Source organism: Nonomuraea sp. NPDC003707 (genome assembly GCF_053587055.1).
Genome location: NZ_JBSFNK010000002.1, coordinates 653,350 through 673,867 on the forward strand (window position 1 = coordinate 653,350; position 20,518 = coordinate 673,867).

The following is a 20,518-nucleotide window of genomic DNA, read 5'->3' on the forward strand; positions in this document are numbered from 1 at the left end:
GTGAGCGAACCGGTAGAGCGTCATGCGAGTTGGTTAGAGCTGTTCTTCGACCTGGTGGTCGTCGTGGCGGTGGCGCAGCTGGCCCACCGGCTGGAGCACCCCACGTGGGAGAACGTCGCGTTGTTCGCGGTGCTCTACTACGCCGTGTGGAGCGTGTGGACGACACTGACGCTCTATTCGAACGCCGAGGCCGATCGCACCCGCACCCGCGGCATGCTGATCGGCATGTTCGGCATCGCGGTGATGGCCGCGGCCGCGCCCGACGTGGCGCACGTGCTGAAGGAGACCGGTGACACGCATGACGGCTGGTTCATCGCCGCCTACATCACCTGCAGGGTCGGCGCCTCGCAGACCCTGCAGCGCGCCGGCACGATCCTGACGGCGTGGCCGGCGGCCCAGCTCGGCGCGGGCCTGATCCCGTGGTTCGCCTCCATCGGCGTCCAGGGCCCGGCGCGCTACTTCCTGTGGGGGCTGGGCGCCGTACTCGACCTGATCTTCTCCGTGCTCCAGAGCCGCAGGCCGGAGCGCCTGATCAAGGAGATGCAGCACCAGGCCCTGCGGCAGGCGCAGCGGCTGGAGCAGCGTGACCGGCGGAGGGGCGACGGGCCGGTGGTGCGCCCGGCGGCGCGGGTCAAGGCCGCCGTGCTCGACCCCGCTCATCTCGGGGAGCGGCTCGGCCTGTTCGTGATCATCGTGCTCGGCGAGGCCGTCATGCAGGTCGTGATGGCCTCCTCCGGGCATTCCTGGGACCTGCAGCTCGGTCTGGCGGCGGTGGCCGGGTTCGGGCTGATCGTCTCGCTGTGGTGGCTGACCCTGCAGTACGGCGTGAGCGCGGTGCCGGGCGCGGCCGAGCGGGGGCTGCGCGCGTATGTGGCGCTGCCCGCGCACTTCGCGATGACCGCGGGCATCACCGCGACCGCGGCCGGGCTCGGCGCGGTCGCCGCGGACCCGGCCGCGCACCCGCACGGCGGCATCGGCTGGGTGCTGGCCGCCGGTCTGGCCGTCTACTTCGCCGCCTCCGCCGTGCTCGGCGTGGCGAGCGGCGCCGAGCGGCGGTGGATCTGGGGATGGGCCCTGCCGTCCGTGGCCGCGCCCCTGGCGGTGGGCGCGGTGTCCGGGCTCGTCGAGGGCTGGGCCGTGGTCGCGCTGCTGCTGGTCGTCGCCCTGTGGCGGGTCGCCTACCGGCACCGCGGCGGCACGGCCCAGGAGGGCTCAGTCCAGCCGGCGTAGCTCGGCGACCTCCTTGCGCAGCTCGGCCAGCTCGTCGAGGATCCGCTGGGTGTGCTCGCTGGTGTCCTCCAGCACCGCGCGCTCCTCGGCGCGTTCCTCGGCGCTCTCCTCGTCCATGGCGCTGACGACCACGGCCATGAAGAGGTTCAGGATCACGAACGTGCAGATCAGGATGAAGATGGTGAAGAAGACCCAGGCCGACGGATGGCGGGTCATCACCTCCCGGGCGATGTTGCCCCAGTCGTCGCCGGTCATCGTCTGGTAGAGGGTGAACAGCGAGGTCGGCAGGCTGCCGAAGCGCTCGGGGGAGGTGCTCCCGTAGAGCTTGGTGGCCATGACGGCGGCCACGTAGAGCACCAGGCCGAGCAGCACCACGATCGAGCTCATCCCCGGCATGGCGCGCAGCAGCGCCGAGACGACGCGGCGCAGGCTCGGCACGACCGACAGCAGCCGCAGGGCACGCAGGATGCGCAGCGAGCGCAGCACGGACAGGCCGCCCGTGGCGGGCATGAAGGCGATGAGGACGATCGCGGCGTCGAAGACGTTCCACGGGTCGCGGAGGAACCTGGAGCGCTCGACGTAGATCTTGGCGATCAGCTCGACGGCGAAGACGTACAGCGCGATGTGGTCGACCACGGTGAGCAGGTGGCCGAAGCGCGCGACCACCGCGGGGAAGGTCTCGAGACCCAGCGTGGCCGCGTTGAGCAGGATGACGCCGACGATGAACCGCTGGAAGCTTTCGCGGGCGAGGAAGGCGGCGGTGCGTTCACGCACGGGGGCAGGCTCCTAAGGGCTTGGTCATGTGCCCCACCATGATGGCGCAACATGATCAAGCCGATGTCTGTGGTATAAAAACGCACCTGAGCGACGAATGGTGAGGGCGCCGAGCGAGCATGTCCTATCCGAACTACGGTCCCTCCTACTACGGGCCGCCACCCCAGACCCACCCCCAGGGCACCGCCATCCTGGTGCTGGGCATCCTGAGCCTGGTGGTCTGCACGTTCATCGGCCCCTTCGCCTGGTCGATGGGCAACAGGGCGCTGCGCGAGATCGACGAGAGCGGCTACTACTACGAGAACCGCGGCATGGTGCAGGCCGGGCGCATCTGCGGCATCGTCAGCTCGGTCCTGATGATGATCACCCTCGGCTTCGTCGTCCTAATGTTCGGGCTCATGCTGGTCACCGGGGCCCTTTCCGGCTAGCAGGTCGCCGATGCCCGACTCCAGCAGGTCGAAGGCCTGCTCCGCCTGAGCCCGCAGGCCGGGCTCGATGCTCTCCCACTCCTCGCCCGCGAGGAGCCGGCGGATCGAGTAGTCGCCGAGCAGTCGCGTCGTGTTGAGAAGGTGGGAGGCCACCAGCCGCGGCGTCAGGTCGTCGGGGTCGGCCTCGAGCTCGTCGGCCAGCGCCTGCGCCAGCACGCGCTCCCGCTCCTCGCCGATCTCGCGTAGCTTGGCGCCCAGCGAGGGGGCCTCGTCGACGATCCTGGCGAACAGGTCGACTCCCGCGTTGAGCCCGTAACGCCAGTGGCGGGTGTCGAGCGCGTCGAGGAAGTCGCGGCGGAACGCCCGCACCACGCTCTCCCCGGGCTCGCGCTCGCGCAGCACGCGCGGGGCCAGGTCGACGGCCACCTCCTGCCGGTCGGCGAAGAGGTCCTCCTTGGTGCTGAAGTAGTTGAACACCGTGTTGACCGACACGTCGGCGGCCCGCGCCACCTCGGCCACGGTCACGTTGTCGAACCCCTTGGCCATGAACAGCCCCATCGCGATGTCCGCGATGCGCTGCCTGGTCTCGCGCTTCTTCCGCTCCCGCAGCCCCTCTTGCATGTCTCCATCGTACCAAGTTTGCAGTGACACCAAAATTGTGGTTACTCTAATTTTGGAGGCGATGAAATGATCAGGACTTCAGGTCTGAGCAAGACCTTCGACGGCGGCACAGAGGCCGTCAAAGGCGTCGACCTATCGGTCGGGCCCGGCGAGATCGTCGGGTTCCTCGGTCCGAACGGCGCCGGCAAGACCACGACCATGCGCATGCTGACCACGCTGCTGCGCCCCACGTCCGGCACCGCCACGGTGGCCGGCCACGACCTGCTCGGCGACGCGAAGGAGGTGCGCAGGCGCATCGGCTACGTCTCCCAGACCGGCGGGACGTCGCCGACCTCGCCGCTGATGGGCGAGCTCGTGCTCCAGGGCATGCTGTACGGCCTGAACCGGGCGACGGCCGAGGCCAAGACGCGGGAGGCGCTGGAGCGGCTCGAACTCACGGGCCTGGAGTCGAAGCCCGGCGCCGCGCTGTCCGGCGGGCAGCGCCGCCGCTTCGACATCGCGTTCGCCCTGCTGCACGACCCGGTCCTGCTCTTCCTCGACGAGCCCACGACGGGCCTCGACCCGCAGAGCCGGGCCAACCTGTGGGACCACATCCGCTCGCTGCGCGGCGAGCGGGGCATGACGGTCTTCCTCACCACCCACTACCTGGACGAGGCCGACGCGCTCTGCGACCGGATAGTGATCATCGACCACGGCCGGATCGTGGCCGAGGGCGCCCCGGCCGAGCTGAAGACCGGCGGGCGCACGCTCGACGAGGTGTTCCTGGACATCACCGGCAGGTCCCTACGCGAGGAAGCGGGCGTCTGATGCTGCGTGACACCTGGGTGCTGTTCCGCCACGGCGTGCGCGTCACGCTCCAGCAGAAGGTCGGCATGGTCTTCGGCGCGATCCAGCCGCTGCTCTTCCTGGTGCTGTTCGGGCCCATCTTCACCACGTTCGGCACGTGGGAGACGCTCGTCCCCGGCCTCATCATCCAGCTCGGGCTCATGAGCATGGGGCTCGCCGGGTTCGGGGTGGTGTTCGAGAAGCGCTCCGGCGTGCTGGAGCGCATGCGCGTCACCCCGGCCAGCCGGCTGGCGCTGCTGCTCGGGCGCGTGCTCAACAACGCGCTCACCCTGACGATCCAGACGCTGCTGCTCCTGGCGGTCGCCTTCGCCTTCGGCCTGCGGGCTCCCGCGCCGGGGCTGGCGGCCGGGTTCGTGCTGGTGATCGTGCTCGGGAGCAGCCTGGCCGCGCTGTCGTACGCCATCGCGCTGACGATGAACGAGCACCTGTTCGCGCCCGTGATGTCCACGGCGGTGATCCCGCTGGTCCTGCTGTCCGGCTCGTTCCTGCCGATGTCGATGGCGCCGGGCTGGCTCGACGCCATCTCGCACATCAGCCCGTTCAGGTACACGCTGGAGGCGCTGCGCGACCTGTTCGAGGGACACTACCTGACGGGCACCGTGGGCCTGGGAGTGGCCGTGACCGTGGTGTTCGCCGCGGTCAGCCTCACGGTCGGGACCCGGGTCTTCAACCGGGAGAACGCCTGAGAGCGCCGTTCAGGCCGCGTTCCTGGCGCGCCGCCGCAGCGCGGCGATGATCCCCGCCGGGTCCACGTTCCCGTAGCCGTAGTCGTAGTCGAAGCCCACCTCGCTGCGGTCCTCGGCGGTGCGCCGCAGCAGCGCCCGCAGCTGGGTGGGCGACAGCCGGGTCGACGGCCACAGGGTGCGGACGGCGGCGACGAGCCCGGCGGCCACCGGCGTCGCCGCGGAGGTGCCCGAGTCGGGCTCGTCGTCGCCGAACGCCTTGGACCCGGAGAAGTGGGTGTAGGCGCAGAAGTCGGGCTTGCGGGCGGTCAGCCGCCCGGGGCCCTGCGAGGAGTAGCCCACGCGCTCCCCGTTGATGTCGACGCCGCCGACGGACAGGACCTTCGGGTGGGAGTTGGCGCCGACGATGGGCCGGTTGGGGTAGACGCACCGGCCGTCGGGGCACTGGGTGCCGCAGTTGCCCGCCGCGAACAGCACGTCCGCGCCCGCCCGGTCGAGCTCGGCCACCATCAGGTTGAACGGGTGGGCGGCGTTGTCGGAGTAGTTGCCCGGATGCCCGAGGGGGAAGTCCCACTCGGGGGAGAAGGAGCCCCACGAGTTGCTCACCACCAGCGCCCTGGTCTCGGCGGGCTGGGCGGCGAGCACGCTGCGCAGGTGCGCGAACGCCGACACCGCGTCCGACAGCAGCCCGTCCAGCGCCGAGCCGCCGGGCCGGGTGGACAGCAGGACCGGGATGTCGATCAGCGACGCCTGGGGAGCGGCGATGAGCGTGTCGAACGCGCACATCGTCCCGTGATCGACCTCGAACTCGCCCGCCTTGCCCGACACGCCCTGCGGGCTCCACGACCGCTCGGCGTCCAGCGTGACGCCCCTGCCGAGCTGCCTGGCGGTGTGGGCCGCGTTGATCCCGGTGTCGAGCACGGCCAGCGCCACGCCGCTGCCGTCGAGGCCCTCGGCGCTCAGCCCCGGCACGTTCAGCAGCCGCTCCACGTCGTGCCAGGTGCCGACCGGCGGGTCGCCCCCGCACGTGCGCGTGGTCGCGATCACCGGGTCGGCGTAGACGCCGACCACGTCGGGCCGCAGCGCGGGCAGCAGCGTGACCCTGGAGGCCAGCTCGTCGTCCGAGATGGTGCCGCGCACCAGCACGGAGGCGTCCTCGGCGGCCAGCGAGAAGTCGAGCGGCTGGTTGAGCGAGAGGGGGTCGCCCCCGGCGATCGGGACGGGCCGCGCGACCGCCACGGGAACGTACGCGGTGTCGAGCTCGACCCCGGGCAGCCCGTCGGCCACGTCGGCCGTGGTGGCGCTCTGATCCGGGTCGGCGACGGCCGCGACCAGATCGGGGGAGGGGCGGAGCTGGATCAGGACCCGCATGTGTCACCACCGAATCTCGTGGAGGGAATGAACTCCCCAAGATTCCTCCATTCATCGCCCCGGCGTCCAGCGCCTTTCAAGGGTTTGACCTGCGCAAATACCCTAATTAGTGCGAACCGGATGACATTTCTTCCGGGGCGTCAGGCTTCCGTGTTCCCGGTCTGTTCACTACGGTGTCGAATCATGACGCTCCAGGCGCAGATGCCGGTCGACGACGGAGAAAAAGCTCACTGGCTGGCGGTGCGGCCGAGGCTCGTCCTCGCCAGCGCCTTCATGCTGTTCCTCGAGCTGGCGCTGATCCGGTGGACCGGGTCCAACATCGTCCACCTCAGCTATTTCACCAACTTCGTGCTGCTCGGCTCGTTCCTGGGCATCGGGCTCGGCTTCCTGCGCGTGGGGCGGTCGCGGCGGCAGCCGTACTACTCGCCCGTGGTGCTGGCCGTCCTGGTCGCCGTCGTCCTGACGTTCCCCGTGACCGTCGACAGGAACACCGAGGGCGTCCTGTACTGGACGAGCCTGTCCACCAGCGGCCCGCCTGCGTGGCTGATCCTGCCGGTGATCTTCGCCGCCGCCGCGCTGGTGCTGATGGGCCCCGCCGAGCTCGTCGGGCGCTGCTTCCCCGAGCTGCCGCGCCTGGAGGCCTACCGCTACGACCTGATCGGCAGCCTCAGCGGGATCGCCGCGTTCACGGCGCTGTCGTTCCTGAGCGCGCCGCCGGTGTTCTGGGGGCTGGTCGCGGCCATCTGCTACGGGCTGCTGCTCATGCCCCGGCCGCGCTCGCTCTACCTCGGCCTGGTGACCGTGCCCTCGCTGGCCGTGGTGGGGCTGCTGCTGATGGAGACGCTGACCGCCGGGGCCATCTGGTCGCCGTACTACAAGGTGACCGCGCGCCAGCTCACCCAGCTCGGCGTGCCCGTCACCGACATCTCCGTGAACGGCATCCCGCACCAGCAGGCCGTGCCCGCCGCCGCCCGGCTGCAGTGGGAGGCCCAGTACGGCCTGCCGTACGAGCGGACCAGCAAGCCGCCCAAGGACGTGCTCATCGTCGGCGCGGGCAGCGGCACCGACGTGGCCATCGCGCTGTCCAAGGGTGCCAACCGGGTGGACGCCGTGGAGATCGACCCCAAGCTGCGCGAGCTGGGCGGCTCGGTCCACCCCGACAAGCCGTACGACGACCCGCGCGTCACCACCCACATCACCGACGGGCGGGCCTTCCTCGAGCGCACGGGCGACAAGTACGACCTGATCCTCTTCGCCCTGCCCGACTCGCTCACCCTCGTCTCCGGGGCGAGCTCGCTGCGCCTGGAGAGCTACCTGTTCACCGAGGAGGCCATGAAGGCCGCCCGCGCCCACCTCAAGCCGGGCGGCACCTTCTCGATGTACAACTACTACCGGGAGAGCTGGCTGGTCGACCGCCTCGCCTCCACCATGCAGAGCGCCTTCGGCCACAAGCCGTGCGTCGACGTCGTCAGCACCGCCGGCCAGCAGGCCGTCATCACGGCGGGCGTGACGGCCGACGCGCAGCGCTGCGCGTCGGAGTGGCCCGGCGCCGCCCCCGGCACCCCGCAGCCCGCCAACGACGACCGGCCGTTCCTCTACCTCAAGGACGCCACGATCCCGCCGATCTACATCATCACGCTCGGCCTGATCCTCATCGTCAGCCTCTTCGCCGTCCGCGTCGTCGCCGGACCCTACGAGCGGATGCGGCCGTACGCGGACCTGTTCCTGCTCGGCGTGGCGTTCATGCTGCTGGAGACGAAGAGCGTGACCGGGTTCGCGCTGCTGTTCGGCACCACGTGGGTGGTCAACGCGATCGTCTTCGCCGGCGTCCTGGTCGCGGTCCTCGCCGCCGTCGAGGTCACCCGCCACTTCCGCACCCCGCCGCTGCCCGTCATGTACGGCGTGCTGCTCGCGGGCCTGCTGCTGTCCTGGCTGGTGCCGAACTCGTGGCTGCTGTCCCTGCCGGTGCCCCTGCGCGCGGTGGCGGCCGTGGTGGTGGCGTTCCTGCCGATCTTCGCCGCGAACGTCGTCTTCGCCAAGCGCTTCGCCGAGACGGCCGACGCGACCACTTCCTTCGGCGCGAACCTGCTGGGGGCCATGGTGGGCGGCTGCCTGGAGTACGCGGCGCTGGTGATCGGGTACAAGGGGCTGCTGATCGTGGCGGCGGTGCTCTACATCGGGGCGATGGTGCTGCTGCCCCGGAAGTCGGTCACCGCCTGACGGCCGGGGCGGCGGGGGATTCCCCGCCGCCGGTGCCGTGGTTACAGGCCGCAGAGCTCGTCGAGGGACTTGGCGCCCTTCTGGGTGTTCCTGGTCGGCGTCTGCGTGGGCGCCGCCGCCTGGCGCGTACGGGTCGGCGTGGCCGAGGACGTGACGCTCGGGGACGCGCTCACGTTGGCCGTCTGGGCCTGGCGGGCGGGCCGGTTGGAGTCGGCGATCGCCTTCCTGGAGGCCACGCGGATCTTCGCCCAGTCGGGCGAGCCCGGCCAGAACTCCGGCGGAACGAACTGCATGCTCGTGATCCGGGCGTCCTTGACCTTGACCGCCAGCTGCACCAGCGGCTGCAGCAGGTGCTCCGGGATGTTGGTCTGGGCCAGCCGCTTGGCCGCGCCGGCGATCTTGGTGAAGTTGGCGAGGATCACGGTGGGTGTGGCCTGCTGGGCAAAGGCGCCGATGACGCAGCGCTGGCGGGCCATGCGGGAGAAGTCGTCGCTGTTGACCCGGGAGCGGCCGTACCAGAGGGCCTGCTCGCCCGACAGCTTCCGGTAGCCCGCCTTGATGGTGCCCGCCGTGCCGAAGTGGCCGCCCCACTTGACGTCCTGCTCGACCCGGATCTTGAGGCCGCCGATGGCGTCCACGAGGTCCGCGAAGCCGAACATGTTCATCAGCATGTAGTAGTCGATCTTGAGGCCCAGCGTGTAGCCGATGGCGTCCATCAGCGCCCGGGGGCCCTTGTTCTTGCCGCCCATGAGCTGCGGGTTCTCGTTGGCGTACTGCCAGACCTCGTTGAGCAGGCCGCCGTTGGAGAGTTCGGCCATGTAGCCGTTCGGGAACTGCTTGTGCAGCGGCGAGTTCGGCGGGAAGCGCACGTGCTGCAGGTTGCGCGGCAGGCTGAACAGGACGGTGTTGCCCGTCTTGAGGTCGATGCTGGCCACGTTCATGCTGTCGGTGCGCACGCCGGTGCGGTTGCCGGCCGCGTCGCCGCCGATCAGCAGGAAGTTCACGCGGTCCTTGCCGCCCCACGGGTCCTCGCCCTCCTTGACCGGGGCGGGGACGTCGGGGTCGGACACCGAGGGGAAGATCTGCTTGATCGCGTCCCGCGCGGTCAGCACGTAGTTGGCGGTCAGGGCGAACGGCGACATCACCGCCACGCACAGCACCCCGACCACGATGCCGGTCAGCACCTGGCCCTGCTGGTTGAGGCGGTTGGGCCCGAGCGCGACGTACGAGGTCACCAGCACGGCGAACCACAGCAGCGCGAGGACCGAGGCCACCACAACCACGGTGATCATCATCCCGTCGCCGACGAACGCGGTGAGGTTCTGCAGGTTCCGGGTCAGCCCGTAAGCCAGGGCCGCCAGGAGCATCACCGCGTACACGCTGAGGAGGATCAGCCCGGTACGGCGGCGCCCGGCGCGCAGATGTGCGGCGCCGGGCGCGATGGCGGACAAAGCGGTCCACCCGAGTACGGATCCGGTCGTCAGGGGCCTGGCGAAGCGAGGGGAGGAGGAGCCAGGGCGCGGACGGCGAACGGGCCGCCGTTTCTTGTTGCCCCCTGGCACGTTTTCTGCCCCATCGCGATTGCTCACACCCGGCTCCTTACACGCCTACCAGGCAAAACTGTCGTTGCCCCCCGTTGGGCACAAGATTGCCAGGATTCTAGTCCCCATATCTGGACATCAGAGACATGTGCCCAAGCTGAGATGAACACTACGTGCACGATGGGCCGCGTTTATGGGGTTTTGGGTAGGTCGTAACTTTTTTCAGGAGACGGTCGAGGACGGCGCCATCCAGGTGTTGCACTGGTACGTCTTGTCCCGCTCCCAGCCCTGCCGGAACCACCGGTTGTTGTTGGCGGGCGTGCCGTGGTCGCGCGGCCACCCCGGATAGTCGCCCACCTGGGCGTAGAACGAGAACAGGCGGCTGCGCAGGGACGTGCTCACCGGGTACGTCGCCGCCACCGACCGCATCCACATGGCGCCGAAGCAGGTCGCCTGCAGCTCGAGCCGCCTGCTGAGCGCCAGCTTGCCGCTCTGGCCGGAGGAGTCGAGGGTGGCGCGCCACCAGGAGTCCATCAGGCCGGTGATGTTCTGGATGTGGTGGCCGTACTCGTGGGCCATCATGCTGATGATGCCGCCGTGCCACTGGATGATCTGGCCGTACCCGCGGGCGTTGCCGTTGCCCCGGGACATGGCCGAGGTGGAGGCGTAGATCGTGTTGTTGCGCGGGCAGTAGTACGGCACCATGCTCCCGGCCGACGGATAGTCGCCGCACGCGCCCCGGCCCCGCTTGGCGGCGATGGCGTAGTTGGGCGCGCTGAACTGGATGCCCTGCTTCTCCAGGATCGGCCCCCATGCCTGGTCCATGCACTTGCCGGTCTTCAGGATCAGCGCCTTGAGCTGACTGTGGTTGAAGATGTTGGCGCTCCCACCGGAGCAGCTCAGCCTGGGCAGCGAGCCCGCCCGGTACATGGTGTTGCTCTTCAGGCTCGTGTTCAGCGTCACCCTGGGAGGCTGCGTCGGGGTCGTCTCCGGCTCCTGGGTCTCCTCCTGGGTGGGCTGCTGCGTCGGCGAGTCGGACTCCGTCGGGGTCGGCTGCCGCGTGCGGGTCCGCCACGGGTCGCTGGTGGCGCGCTCCGAAGGCTCGTACGTCGGGATCGCGACCGGTGTCGTCGTCTCCGACCTCGACGCGCTCTTGAACAGCGCCGACGCGATGACGATCAGCACGAACAGCGCGGCGATCCCCCCGAGCACGCCGCCGATCACGCCGAAGACGCCCATGCCGGACTTCCTGCGCTGCGGCGGCCCCCACTGCGCCGGCGGCAAAGGGGGCGGCGGGGGTGGCGGCGGAGGCGGCGGTTGCCGGTATTGCTGTTGCTGCCCGTAGGGTGGCGGCGGTGGCGGGTACTGCGGGCCGCCCTGGGGATAGGCCTGCTGCGGGTAAGCGGGCCCCTGAGGGTGGGGCGGCGCCTGCTGGTACGGGTTCCCCTGCGGAGGCGGTCCCGGGGGCGGTCCCGGGGGCGGGGGAGGCGGCGGGGGAGGCGGCGGAGGCGTCGGGTACGGTTGCCGGCTCGGCGGCTGCGGCTGGCCGTAGTTCGGCGGCGGCCACGGCAATGAGGGAGGCCTCTGTGGCTGCCCTGGCCCCTGTGGCGGGGGTGGATAATGCCCGTTCCCTGTCACCGTGTCTCCCCGTTCGCCCGGTTGTCTGGAATCGATGGCTTTGCGCCGCGACTTGCCGGACCCTTGCCAAATTTGGGGCAAAAGCATACTCATTTCTCACCCGTCACGGATGTAGCAGTGATCGGTTACGGTCCGAAATCATTCGAGGTGATCTCGGTTATCTCCCGGTCCGCGCGGCGGGCGTTGCCCTAGCTTCTTTGGCATGAATCTCCAGCAGCTCCGCTATGTGGTCGCGACTGCGGAGCACCGCACCATGACCGACGCGGCAAGATCGCTTTACATCGCGCAGCCTGCGCTGTCCCGCGCGATCCGCGATCTGGAGCGGGAGCTCGGTATGACGCTCTTCGCTCGTTCAGGCCGTGGCGTGGTCGTCACCGCGCAGGGCCGTCGCGTGGTCAAGCTGGCGAGGGAGGCACTCGATGCCGTTCACGAGATCGAGGGCCTGGCCAACCACAGCGGCGTCACGGAAGCGGAGCTCCGCATCGCGTCCACGCCCAGCCTCGAACCCGGCCTGGCCGGGCGGCTGCTCCCGGCTTATGCGGCCGAGCATCCGGGAGTACGCGTGCACATCGTTCGCTGCGACGGCAGAGACGGCGTCGTCAGCGCCATCAGAGATCAGCGGGCCGACCTCGGGCTCACCGATCTCCCGGTCCCCACGGACCTGATCACCCATCCGCTCGAGCGCCAGGAGATCGTGCTGATCTCCCCGCCCGGGCTCGACCTGCCCAACCCGGTGCCGATGGGCAAGCTGCACGGCATGCGCCTGGCGCTGCCGGCCCGCGGCAGCGTGCGGCGCAGGGAGCTGGACGCGATGTTCGGCAAGTACTCGGTGAGCCCCGTGGTCGTGCTCGAAACCGACGAGCGCAACGGCTGGCTCAACGCGGTACGCGCGGGCCAGGCGTCGTTGCTCTGGTACCGCGGCCTGGCGGAACAGGCCAGTCGCGCGGGCCTGATCGTGCGCTCGCTCGAACCCGCCGTGCGGCGCGTCATCGCCGTCGTGCACGCCCGCCGCCGCCTGCCGCTGATCGCCCAGGACTTCCTGTCCACGGCGGAAAAGGGGACAGCGGCCTGACCCGATTAGGAACGATCCAGACCGGCACACCCCCTACCGGGAGACCGGCAACCGCACCACGGCCCGCAGTCCAGGCGCGGCGTCCTCCAGGACGACCGTGCCGCCGTGCGCACGCACGGTCTCGCGTACGATCGCCAGCCCCAGCCCGGCGCCGCCCTCATCACGGCTGCGCCCGGAGTCCAGCCTGGTGAACCGGTTGAAGACGCGCTCGCGATCCTGCTCAGGGATGCCGGGCCCGTCGTCGGTCACCGTCAGCACTCCGTCCGCGGTCAAGGCCACCTCGACCTTGGAAGAGGTGTGGCGTACCGCGTTGTCCATCAGGTTCGTCAGCACCCGGCTCAGGTCGAGGGCGTCTCCGCGCACCACGACCGGGTCGCACACCGTCAGGCGCGCCTCGGCGTACCTGTCGACGGTCTGGCGGACCACCTCGTCCAGCTCGACGGGTTCCCGCCTGGCGGGCACGCCGCCGCGCTCGTCCAGCCTGGCCAGCGCCAGCAGGTCCTCGGCCAGCCTGGACAGCCGCATCGTGTCCTCCAGGACGCCCTCGGCGGTCTCCCGCCAGTCCTGGCCCTCCGGATGTCCCAGCGCGACCTCGAGCTGCAGCCTGATGCTGGCCAGCGGGCTGCGCAGCTCGTGCGCCGCGTCGGAGACCAGCGCCCGCTGGCGCTGCTCGGCCTCCTCCAGCCTGGCCAGCATGCCGTTGAGCGTGGTGGCCAGCGAGTAGACCTCGTCACGCGACTGCGGCACCGGCAGCCGGCGCGACCTGGCCGTGTGCGTGATGTCCGCCGCGCCCCTGCGCAGGGCCGCGATCGGGCGCAGCGTACGGCCGATCATGAGCCAGCTCGCCACCGCGAGCAGCACGATCAGCGCGGGCGTGCCCACCAGCAGCACCCGTCCGGCCGTGACCAGGCTGGTCTGGATCTCGCTGATGGGCCGGGCCGCGATGACGGTCTGCCCGCGGTCCGCGCTGAGCACGATCACCCGCAGGAACCCGGGGACCGCGTACGGCCGCCCGTCCAGGAGCGTGGCCTGCCCCCGCTTGAGCACCTTGTCCCGGGCCTTGGCGTCCAGCAGCGGGACCAGCCGGTCGGTGCCGTACGTCACGTGCGTGATGCGCCCGCCGGCGTCGATGACCTGCACGATCGTGCCGTCGTGCGTGGTGATCGGGCTGGTCAGCGTCCCGGCGTCGGCTGCCACGCGCACGGCCTGCGCCGTCTGCCTGGTGGACTCGTCCACCGTGTCCATCAGCGCCCGTTCGAGCACGCTGACCAGCACCGACGCCGACACGGCCAGCGCCAGCGCGAGCACCGCGGCGGCCGCCACCGTGAGCCTGAACCGCAGCCCCTGCCGCCGCCACCAGACGAGCGGGGAGTCAGCCACCGTCGCCCGCCAGCCGGTAGCCCGCGCCGCGCACGGTCTGGAGCGCGTTCCTGCCGAACGGGGCGTCGATCTTGCGCCGCAGGTAGCCGACGTACACCTCGACCACGTTCGGGTCGGTGTCGAAGGTGTCCCAGACGTGCTCCAGGATCTCCGCCTTCGACACGACCTCGTCCCGCCGCCGGATCAGGTACTCCAGCAGCGCGAACTCCCTCGGCGTCAGCTCGATCGAGCTCCCGTCCCGCTCGACCCTGCGCCGGGCCGGGTCGAGCGACAGGTCGCCGGCCACCAGCACCGACGGCCGCCGCCCCGCGTCGCGCCGCAGCAGCGCCCGGAGCCTGGCCACCAGCACCACGTACGAGAACGGCTTGGTCAGGTAGTCGTCGGCGCCCAGGTCGAGCCCGTCGGCCATGTCGTATTCGCCGTCCTTGGCCGACAGCATGAGGATCGGCACCCAGTTCTCCTCCGCGCGCAGCTGCTTGCACACGTTGTAGCCCGAGAGCCGGGGCAGCATGATGTCGAGCACCACGATGTCGTAGTCACCCTGCCTGGCCGCGTGCAGGCCCTCCTCGCCGTCGTGGGCGAGGTCCACGGCGAACCCCTCAGCCTGGAGCCCCCGCTGGAGCGCGGCGGCCATCCGCCGCTCGTCCTCGACGACAAGTACTCTCATGTGGCAATTCTCCTGTTCCCGCCCTGAGACAACGCTGAGAAGGCTGAGAGCCGTCTCAGACAGTCTCAGGTCCGCCTAAGGATGCATCACGCAGGCTCTGAACATCGACATACCGTTAAGGAGTGAGATGCGCAGAGGCACGTTCGTGAGGTGGGGAGTGCCGATCGCGGCAGCGGCCGTGATCGGAGCCGCGATCGGCGCCGGCCCCGTCATAGCCGCGGTGAGCGGCGCCCCCGTGCTGCCGGAGCGGTCGGCACAGCAGTTGCTGGCCGACGCCGCGGCGGCGACCGGCAAGGAAGGCGGCATCGCGCCGATGTCCGGCACGGTGCAGCAGACGGCCTCGCTCGGCCTGCCGGCGCTGCCGCAGACCGGCGAGGCGTCGCCGCTGAGCCTGTTGTCCGGCTCGCACGAGGTGAAGGTCTGGTACGGCGGCGAGGGCAAGATGCGGGTGGCCCTGCCGACCCAGCTGAACGAGACCAACCTGATCGTCAACGGCGACACGGGCTGGTACTGGGAGAGCGCCACCAACACGGCCACCAAGCTGACCATCAAGGGGGAGGCCGGGCAGCACAAGCAGGGCCTGCCCACGCCGCGGCCGACCGACGTGACGCCGCAGCAGGTGGCCGAGCGGCTGCTGGCCAACGCCGACCAGCACACGGCGGTTCGCGTGATCAACACCGCCGAGGTGGCGGGCCGGCCGGTCTACCAGCTCGTGCTGGCGCCCAAGGACGCGGGCTCGCTGGTCCAGGAGATCCGCATCGCGCTCGACGGCGAGACGTACGTCCCGCTGCAGGTGCAGGTGTTCGCCAAGGGGTCGGCCGAGCCGGCGTTCCAGGTCGGGTTCACGCAGGTGACGTTCACGCCGCCGGCGGCCGAGAACTTCTCCTTCACCCCGCCCGCGGGCGCCAAGGTGGAGGAGAAGACCCTCGGGACCGGCATGGACCAGGACGTGGCGGCGGATCGCGCCGAGCACGCCAAGGACGTCGCGGAGCGGGCGAAGGTCGTGGGGCAGGGCTGGACGACCGTGGCGGTCGTGCCGTTCTCGCTGTCGGATCTGAAGACCGCGACGCCGTCGGACGGTCGTGAGGGTCGCGGCCCCGGCGCGAGTGCCGACCCGAGCGCGCTGATCGACAGCGTGCTGAAGTCCGCCACCCCGGTGAGCGGCACGTGGGGCTCCGGCAAGCTGATCAAGACCAAGCTCGTCACCGCCCTGCTGACCGACGACGGCCGTCTCCTGGTCGGCGCGGTCACCCCGGAGGAGATCACCAAGGCGGCGGGCACCAAGTGACCACCGTCACGCAGGAAGCAGGGGCGCCCTCCGGGGCGGCCCTGCCCCCGGGGGTGAACACGGGGGAGTTCGCGATCGTCACGGAGGGCCTGACCAAGCGCTTCCGCGGCGGCCAGGTCGCCGTGGACACGCTGGACCTGGCCGTGCCGCGCGGCTCGGTGTTCGGCTTCCTGGGGCCGAACGGCTCGGGCAAGACCACCACCATCCGCATGCTGCTCGGCCTGGTCGCGCCGACGTCGGGTGGATACTCCGTGCTCGGCCTGCCCCAGGCCCAGGCCCTGCCCAAGGTGGGGGCGCTGGTCGAGGGACCGGCCTTCTACCCGTACCTGTCGGGCGCGGCCAATCTGATGCGCTTCGACTCCGCCGACCCGACCGCGCCCCGCGCGAGCGCGAAGCGGCGCATCGCCGAGGCGCTCGACCGCGTGGGCCTGTCGGCCGCGGCCGCCAAGCGCTTCCGCAACTACTCGCTCGGCATGCGCCAGCGCCTGGCCATCGCCGCCGCCCTGCTGGGGCCGCGCGAGCTGCTCATCCTGGACGAGCCCACCAACGGGCTCGACCCGCAGGGCACGCGCGAGGTTCGCGCGCTGGTCAAGGAGATCGCCGCCGACGGCACCACGGTCTTCGTCTCCTCCCACCTGCTGGCGGAGGTGGAGCAGATGTGCACGCACGCCGCGATCATGCGTACCGGCAAGCTCGTGGCGCAGGGCACGATCGCCTCGCTGAACGGCGGGCTCGTGACGCGCGTCCGGGTGGAGACGCCGGACGTGGCGGACGCCGCGCGGGTGCTCGGCACGCTCGGCCTCGCCGACGTGCTGACCTCGGGCGGGGAGGTCACAGCGGAGCTCGGCGGCCACGCGCCGGAGCGCGTCAACGCCGCGCTGGTGGGGGAGGGCGTGGCCGTTCGCGGGCTGGCCGTGGTGCGGCCGAGCCTGGAGGACGTGTTCGTGGGACTGACAGGGGAGGGCTTCGATGTCGACGGCTGAGTCGACCGCTGAGACGGCGACCGCTGAGACGGCTGAGACGGCGACGGCTGAGACGGCGGGGACCCTGGGGTCCGCCGTCGGGACCACGGGGGCAGAGACCCAGGAGGAGCGCCGCACGCCCGGGCTGGTGCCCGTCGCGGAGTCCATGCGCACCACCGAACGCCGCCCGCCGGAGCCGTCCGCTTCCGCTCCCGCCCCCGCGGCGGGGAGGGCGTGGGCGTTCTGGCGGCTGCTCGGCTCCGAGCTGGGCCTGACGTTCCGCAGGCCGCGCAACCTGATGATGCTGGCCGTGCTCGGCGTCGTGCCGATCGTCATCGGCGTGGCGCTGCGGCTCGTGGCCTCCGAGGAGGGGATGGGCGGGCTCGTCCAGGACGTCGTGGGCAACAGCCTGATGCTGACGTTCGTGTCGTTCTCGTTCCTGGTGCTGCTGCTGATGCCGGTCGCCGTCAGCGTCGTGGCCGGCGACTCGATCGCGGGCGAGGCCGGCGCGGGGACCCTGCGCTACCTGCTGGCCGCCCCGGCGGGACGCACCCGGCTGCTGCTGGTCAAATACCTCAACGCGGTCGTCTTCGCGTACGCGGTCACCGCTGTCGTGGCCCTGACGGCGCTGGTGACGGGCCTGATCCTCTTCCCGGCGGGGTCCGTGACACTGCTGTCCGGCAGCACGATCTCGATGGCCGACGGGCTGCTGCGCATCCTCATCGCCGTCGGGTACGTCGGCGCCGGGATGGCCGCCCTGGCCGCGGTCGCGGTGGCGCTGTCGACGTTCACCGAGGTGTCCATCGGGGCCATCGCGGCCACCATGGTGCTGGTCATCGTCTGCCAGGTGCTCCGGGCGATCCCCGAGCTGGGCTCGATCACGCCCTATCTGCTGCCGTCCAAGTTCACGAACTTCGACGCCGTGCTGCGCAGCCCGATCGACTTCGGGAGCCTGCGGGACGGGCTGCTGGCGTTCGGGGCGTACATCGTGCTGTTCGGCTCGATCGCCTGGGCGCGCTTCTCCGGCAAGGACATCACCTCCTGACAGCGGCAGCGCCCCGACCGCGGACGGCCGGGGCGCGGGACGCCGGAACGTCAGGCGGCGGGACGGCGGCGCAGGCCGAGCGCGCCGATCACGACGCCGATGACGCCCACCACGAGGCCGGCGCCGCCGAGCAGGCGGGCGGTGCCGTCGGAGGCCGACGTGGCCGCCACCGGCGTCACCGAGGGAGCGGCGGCGGCCGGAGCGGCCGAGGCCGGCGCCGAGGCCATGCCGTGCTCGTCGGCCCCGCTCGCGGGGACCAGCTTGAGCGTCGGGGCGGGGTGCTCCGCCTCGGTCCCGTCCGTCTTGGGCGCGTCCGACCAGTCCACGACCTCACCCTTGGAGTAGGTCTGCTTCGTCGGGAACACCAGCGAGTCCGTGTCCTTGGGCAACTGCCCCATGGACACCTCGAACTCCTGGAACTCGCCCGGGTTGATCTTGCCGCCGGACCACACGACCTTGGTCACGGCCTCTTCGAGGTCGCCGTACTCGGTCTTGACCGGCTTGGGCAGCTTGCCCTGGGTGACCTTGACGTCCCAGCCCGGCAGGGGCTTGACCGACACGAAGGCCAGCGGATGGTCGACGGGGAAGGAGACCTCGATCTTGGTGGTCGAGGCGTCGTCGCGCTCGTTCGGCACCCGGAACGCGACCTTGGTGAATCCGCCCTGCTCGGCGGTGCCCGGCTGGATGGTGACGTGGGCCAGGGCCGGGATGGCGAGGCCGACGGTGAGGGCGGTGGCGGCGGCGAGCACGGTCGCCGCACGGCGTGCGAAGGACATGCGGGAACTCCACTTGGTGTACGGGGATGGACAAGGGGTGTCAGACGGTCAGGCGGGAAGTGGAGGACCACGCCTGGCAACGCTGTGCCGGAACTCCGGCTGGAGCGGGACGACCCTCGCCCGGACGATCGGCGCGGCGGGCCGCGCGAACGGCGGCACGGCGACCGCCGGGAGCAGCAGGAGACGGCGGCCGACGAGGCGCAGCAGCGACCAGAGCACGACCTCGCCGCGCGCCAGCCACAGGCCCGTGATCAGCGTGGCCGTCACGTGCGTGAGCAGCATGCCGGTGTTGACCGCCAGGCCGCCCTGGCCGTGTCCGTGCGCCGCGGCCCCCAGCTCGAACAGGCCGCGCACGGAGAAGTAGGCGGCGCCGTCGCCCGCGAACAGCTCGTGCAGCGCCAACTGCGCCCCCACCAGCACGACGTTGATCGTCGCCGCGGAGCGCTCCTTGCCGCACAGCGCCAGCCCCAGCGCGGACACGCCCGCGAGCCCCAGTCCGGCGACCCACGGCGCGGGCGCCGAACCGCCGCCCAGCACGTGCGCGAAGGCGGCGAGAGCCACGCAGACGGCGGCGAAGGCGGCCGTCCGCGCGAGTCTGAGGGGAAGGTGCGCATGCATGGGTGTGCCCCATGCTCTCACGGGGCAGTGAGTCATGAGACCCGAAGTCCGAAGCCGCACAGTGGCTGGTCCAAAACGGGCATTTAGGGCTAGGGTCGTGCCGACCGCGTTGACATTGAGGTGAGAACGTTGCGGCACTTGGGTGGTTTCCTCATCGGGCTGGTGGTGACGGCGGCCGTGCTTGCGGGCGGTGGCTGGGCCGTCCAGCAGGCCGTCGGCAACGCCGCGGCGACACCACCGGACAACCAGAAGATGTGGATCGCGCTGGGCGCGATGGCCGCCGTCGGGCTGGTCGTCGGGCTGGTGGTGGCGGGCCGGATCTCGCCCATGGCGACGTTCGTGCCGTCGCTGGTCCTGCTGGCCTGGACGGTCGTGTACGCACTCGACGTGAACAGGGCGATCTCCCTCATCCCGAGCGCCCCGTCGGTCAACCAGATCATCCTGGACGCCGGTCTCGGCGCCAAGACCCTGCTCACGTCCGGCGTGTTCGCCCTGCTCGGCGTGGCGCTGTTCATCCCCGTCCTGATGCCGTCACGCTGGTCGCGCCAGTACGACGACGTCGACGAGGACTACGAGGCCACGCCGGAGGGCAGCTACTACTGAGCCGTCCCTACTGGGCCGTCCCCGTGTAGAGGCGGGTCACCACGTCCTCGATGCTCGACTGGCCGGGAGACGTGGCCATCAGGTCGTCGAGCGTGCCGTCGAACGCCAGCCGCCCGTGGTCGATCACCATGACCCGGCGGCACAGGCGCTCGATGTCGCCGAGGTCGTGCGTGGTCAGCAGCACGGTCGTGCCGCGCTCGGCGTTGACCCGCTGCAGGAACTCCCTGATGCCGGCCTTGCTGACCACGTCCAGCCCGATCGTCGGCTCGTCGAGCACCAGCACGTCGGGCGCGTGCAGCAGCGCCGCCGCGAGGTCGCCCCGCATGCGCTGGCCCAGGCTGAGCTGGCGCACCGGCGTGCGCATGAACTCGCCCAGGTCTAGCGTCTCGGTCAGCTCGTCGAGCCGCGACCTGAACGTGGCCCGGTCCACCCGGTACAGGTGGCGGATCAGCTCGAAGCTGTCGACGAGCGGCAGGTCCCACCACAGCGTCGTCCGCTGCCCGAACACCACCCCGATCCGCCGCGCCAGCGACGTGCGCCGGCGCGACGGGTCGAGCCCGGCCACCCGGACCCGGCCGGACGTCGGCGTCAGGATGCCGCAGAGCATCTTGATGGTGGTGGACTTGCCGGCCCCGTTGGGCCCGAGGTAGCCGACGAACTCTCCCGCCGACACGGTGAACGACAGGTCGCTCACGGCGTGGACGACATTCCTCTTGATCTTGAACGAGCGTCCGGCCCGGTCCAGTTCGATCATC

20 protein-coding genes are annotated in these 20,518 nt (G+C 70.8%); 10 read left to right on the top strand and 10 right to left on the bottom strand.

What is annotated here, in order from left to right; all coding sequences use genetic code 11:
• Positions 1 to 1,230, top strand: coding sequence for a low temperature requirement protein A (locus ACWDRB_RS07045; RefSeq protein ID WP_397369916.1), 1,230 nt, complete (start codon positions 1 to 3; stop codon positions 1,228 to 1,230).
• Here ACWDRB_RS07045 and ACWDRB_RS07050 read toward each other — a convergent pair.
• On the bottom strand, positions 1,213 to 2,004 hold the full coding sequence (locus ACWDRB_RS07050) for an ion transporter (RefSeq protein WP_350740755.1): 792 nt from the start codon (positions 2,002 to 2,004) through the stop codon (positions 1,213 to 1,215). The genes ACWDRB_RS07045 and ACWDRB_RS07050 overlap by 18 nt on opposite strands.
• Positions 2,005 to 2,123: 119 nt before the next feature.
• Here ACWDRB_RS07050 and ACWDRB_RS07055 point away from each other — a divergent pair, with 119 nt between their 5' ends.
• Complete coding sequence (locus ACWDRB_RS07055) at positions 2,124 to 2,432, top strand: DUF4190 domain-containing protein (RefSeq protein ID WP_449892182.1); 309 nt, start codon at positions 2,124 to 2,126, stop codon at positions 2,430 to 2,432.
• Here the strand turns inward: ACWDRB_RS07055 and ACWDRB_RS07060 are convergent.
• Complete coding sequence (locus tag ACWDRB_RS07060; RefSeq protein ID WP_449892183.1) at positions 2,388 to 3,053, bottom strand: TetR/AcrR family transcriptional regulator; 666 nt, start codon at positions 3,051 to 3,053, stop codon at positions 2,388 to 2,390. The genes ACWDRB_RS07055 and ACWDRB_RS07060 overlap by 45 nt on opposite strands.
• A 66-nt stretch (positions 3,054 to 3,119) precedes the next feature.
• Here ACWDRB_RS07060 and ACWDRB_RS07065 point away from each other — a divergent pair, with 66 nt between their 5' ends.
• Positions 3,120 to 3,860: an ABC transporter ATP-binding protein gene (locus ACWDRB_RS07065; RefSeq protein WP_449892184.1), complete on the top strand. Its 741-nt coding sequence runs from the start codon at positions 3,120 to 3,122 to the stop codon at positions 3,858 to 3,860.
• Entirely contained in the window at positions 3,860 to 4,585 is a 726-nt protein-coding gene (locus ACWDRB_RS07070) for an ABC transporter permease (protein WP_449892185.1), read from the top strand. Before ACWDRB_RS07065 ends, ACWDRB_RS07070 begins: the two co-directional genes overlap by 1 nt.
• A gap of 9 nt (positions 4,586 to 4,594) precedes the next feature.
• Here ACWDRB_RS07070 and ACWDRB_RS07075 read toward each other — a convergent pair whose 3' ends face one another.
• The gene (locus ACWDRB_RS07075; RefSeq protein ID WP_449892186.1) at positions 4,595 to 5,953 is read right to left on the bottom strand and encodes a S8 family peptidase; all 1,359 of its coding nucleotides are present in this window, start codon (positions 5,951 to 5,953) and stop codon (positions 4,595 to 4,597) included.
• 183 nt (positions 5,954 to 6,136) lie between these two features.
• Here ACWDRB_RS07075 and ACWDRB_RS07080 point away from each other — a divergent pair, with 183 nt between their 5' ends.
• A complete protein-coding gene (locus tag ACWDRB_RS07080; RefSeq protein WP_355192399.1) occupies positions 6,137 to 8,173 on the top strand; it encodes a spermine/spermidine synthase domain-containing protein in 2,037 nt (678 codons plus the stop codon).
• Positions 8,174 to 8,214: 41 nt separating this feature from the next.
• Here ACWDRB_RS07080 and ACWDRB_RS07085 read toward each other — a convergent pair whose 3' ends face one another.
• Positions 8,215 to 9,624 (bottom strand): LCP family protein, encoded by a 1,410-nt coding sequence (locus ACWDRB_RS07085; RefSeq protein WP_449892187.1) that lies wholly within the window; start codon positions 9,622 to 9,624, stop codon positions 8,215 to 8,217.
• Between the two features lie 312 nt (positions 9,625 to 9,936).
• Positions 9,937 to 10,953, bottom strand: coding sequence for a neutral zinc metallopeptidase (locus ACWDRB_RS07090; protein ID WP_449892188.1), 1,017 nt, complete (start codon positions 10,951 to 10,953; stop codon positions 9,937 to 9,939).
• A gap of 601 nt (positions 10,954 to 11,554) precedes the next feature.
• On the opposite strand from ACWDRB_RS07090, the gene ACWDRB_RS07095 reads away from it, so the two are divergent.
• A complete protein-coding gene (locus ACWDRB_RS07095; RefSeq protein WP_350740771.1) occupies positions 11,555 to 12,424 on the top strand; it encodes a LysR family transcriptional regulator in 870 nt (289 codons plus the stop codon).
• A gap of 33 nt (positions 12,425 to 12,457) precedes the next feature.
• On the opposite strand, the gene ACWDRB_RS07100 is transcribed toward ACWDRB_RS07095, so the two are convergent.
• Together ACWDRB_RS07100 and ACWDRB_RS07105 are read right to left on the bottom strand one after the other, a co-directional pair.
• Positions 12,458 to 13,804: a sensor histidine kinase gene (locus ACWDRB_RS07100; protein ID WP_350740773.1), complete on the bottom strand. Its 1,347-nt coding sequence runs from the start codon at positions 13,802 to 13,804 to the stop codon at positions 12,458 to 12,460.
• The gene (locus ACWDRB_RS07105; RefSeq protein ID WP_350740775.1) at positions 13,797 to 14,471 is read right to left on the bottom strand and encodes a response regulator transcription factor; all 675 of its coding nucleotides are present in this window, start codon (positions 14,469 to 14,471) and stop codon (positions 13,797 to 13,799) included. The genes ACWDRB_RS07100 and ACWDRB_RS07105 overlap by 8 nt, the downstream gene beginning before the upstream one ends.
• Before the next feature lie 127 nt (positions 14,472 to 14,598).
• On the opposite strand from ACWDRB_RS07105, the gene ACWDRB_RS07110 reads away from it, so the two are divergent.
• Genes ACWDRB_RS07110 through ACWDRB_RS07120 form a run of 3 tightly spaced genes read left to right on the top strand, consistent with a single transcriptional unit; the run spans position 14,599 to position 17,766 of the window.
• Positions 14,599 to 15,759, top strand: a complete 1,161-nt coding sequence (locus ACWDRB_RS07110; RefSeq protein WP_449892189.1) for a LolA family protein — start codon at positions 14,599 to 14,601, stop codon at positions 15,757 to 15,759.
• Positions 15,756 to 16,742, top strand: coding sequence for an ATP-binding cassette domain-containing protein (locus tag ACWDRB_RS07115; protein ID WP_449892190.1), 987 nt, complete (start codon positions 15,756 to 15,758; stop codon positions 16,740 to 16,742). Before ACWDRB_RS07110 ends, ACWDRB_RS07115 begins: the two co-directional genes overlap by 4 nt.
• Positions 16,729 to 17,766: an ABC transporter permease gene (locus tag ACWDRB_RS07120; RefSeq protein WP_449892191.1), complete on the top strand. Its 1,038-nt coding sequence runs from the start codon at positions 16,729 to 16,731 to the stop codon at positions 17,764 to 17,766. The genes ACWDRB_RS07115 and ACWDRB_RS07120 overlap by 14 nt, the downstream gene beginning before the upstream one ends.
• A 50-nt stretch (positions 17,767 to 17,816) precedes the next feature.
• Here ACWDRB_RS07120 and ACWDRB_RS07125 read toward each other — a convergent pair whose 3' ends face one another.
• On the bottom strand, positions 17,817 to 18,542 hold the full coding sequence (locus tag ACWDRB_RS07125) for a YcnI family copper-binding membrane protein (protein ID WP_449892193.1): 726 nt from the start codon (positions 18,540 to 18,542) through the stop codon (positions 17,817 to 17,819).
• A gap of 48 nt (positions 18,543 to 18,590) precedes the next feature.
• Positions 18,591 to 19,160 (bottom strand): MFS transporter, encoded by a 570-nt coding sequence (locus ACWDRB_RS07130; protein WP_449892194.1) that lies wholly within the window; start codon positions 19,158 to 19,160, stop codon positions 18,591 to 18,593.
• Between the two features lie 120 nt (positions 19,161 to 19,280).
• On the opposite strand from ACWDRB_RS07130, the gene ACWDRB_RS07135 reads away from it, so the two are divergent.
• A complete protein-coding gene (locus ACWDRB_RS07135; protein WP_350740787.1) occupies positions 19,281 to 19,763 on the top strand; it encodes a hypothetical protein in 483 nt (160 codons plus the stop codon).
• Positions 19,764 to 19,770: 7 nt separating this feature from the next.
• Here ACWDRB_RS07135 and ACWDRB_RS07140 read toward each other — a convergent pair whose 3' ends face one another.
• Positions 19,771 to 20,517, bottom strand: a complete 747-nt coding sequence (locus ACWDRB_RS07140) for an ATP-binding cassette domain-containing protein (protein WP_397369932.1) — start codon at positions 20,515 to 20,517, stop codon at positions 19,771 to 19,773.
• Position 20,518: the final 1 nt, after the last annotated feature.

What these genes read in the sequence shown, in the direction of transcription:
- ACWDRB_RS07055 (WP_449892182.1), top strand. Translation starts at nt 2,124, where the DNA reads ATGTCCTATCCGAACTACGGTCCCTCCTACTACGGGCCGCCACCCCAG.
- ACWDRB_RS07060 (WP_449892183.1), bottom strand. Translation starts at nt 3,053, where the DNA reads ATGCAAGAGGGGCTGCGGGAGCGGAAGAAGCGCGAGACCAGGCAGCGC.
- ACWDRB_RS07065 (WP_449892184.1), top strand. Translation starts at nt 3,120, where the DNA reads ATGATCAGGACTTCAGGTCTGAGCAAGACCTTCGACGGCGGCACAGAG.
- ACWDRB_RS07070 (WP_449892185.1), top strand. Translation starts at nt 3,860, where the DNA reads ATGCTGCGTGACACCTGGGTGCTGTTCCGCCACGGCGTGCGCGTCACG.
- ACWDRB_RS07075 (WP_449892186.1), bottom strand. Translation starts at nt 5,953, where the DNA reads ATGCGGGTCCTGATCCAGCTCCGCCCCTCCCCCGATCTGGTCGCGGCC.
- ACWDRB_RS07080 (WP_355192399.1), top strand. Translation starts at nt 6,137, where the DNA reads ATGACGCTCCAGGCGCAGATGCCGGTCGACGACGGAGAAAAAGCTCAC.
- ACWDRB_RS07090 (WP_449892188.1), bottom strand. Translation starts at nt 10,953, where the DNA reads ATGGGCGTCTTCGGCGTGATCGGCGGCGTGCTCGGGGGGATCGCCGCG.
- ACWDRB_RS07095 (WP_350740771.1), top strand. Translation starts at nt 11,555, where the DNA reads ATGAATCTCCAGCAGCTCCGCTATGTGGTCGCGACTGCGGAGCACCGC.
- ACWDRB_RS07105 (WP_350740775.1), bottom strand. Translation starts at nt 14,471, where the DNA reads ATGAGAGTACTTGTCGTCGAGGACGAGCGGCGGATGGCCGCCGCGCTC.
- ACWDRB_RS07110 (WP_449892189.1), top strand. Translation starts at nt 14,599, where the DNA reads ATGCGCAGAGGCACGTTCGTGAGGTGGGGAGTGCCGATCGCGGCAGCG.
- ACWDRB_RS07120 (WP_449892191.1), top strand. Translation starts at nt 16,729, where the DNA reads ATGTCGACGGCTGAGTCGACCGCTGAGACGGCGACCGCTGAGACGGCT.
- ACWDRB_RS07125 (WP_449892193.1), bottom strand. Translation starts at nt 18,542, where the DNA reads ATGTCCTTCGCACGCCGTGCGGCGACCGTGCTCGCCGCCGCCACCGCC.
- ACWDRB_RS07130 (WP_449892194.1), bottom strand. Translation starts at nt 19,160, where the DNA reads ATGCATGCGCACCTTCCCCTCAGACTCGCGCGGACGGCCGCCTTCGCC.
- ACWDRB_RS07140 (WP_397369932.1), bottom strand. Translation starts at nt 20,517, where the DNA reads ATGATCGAACTGGACCGGGCCGGACGCTCGTTCAAGATCAAGAGGAAT.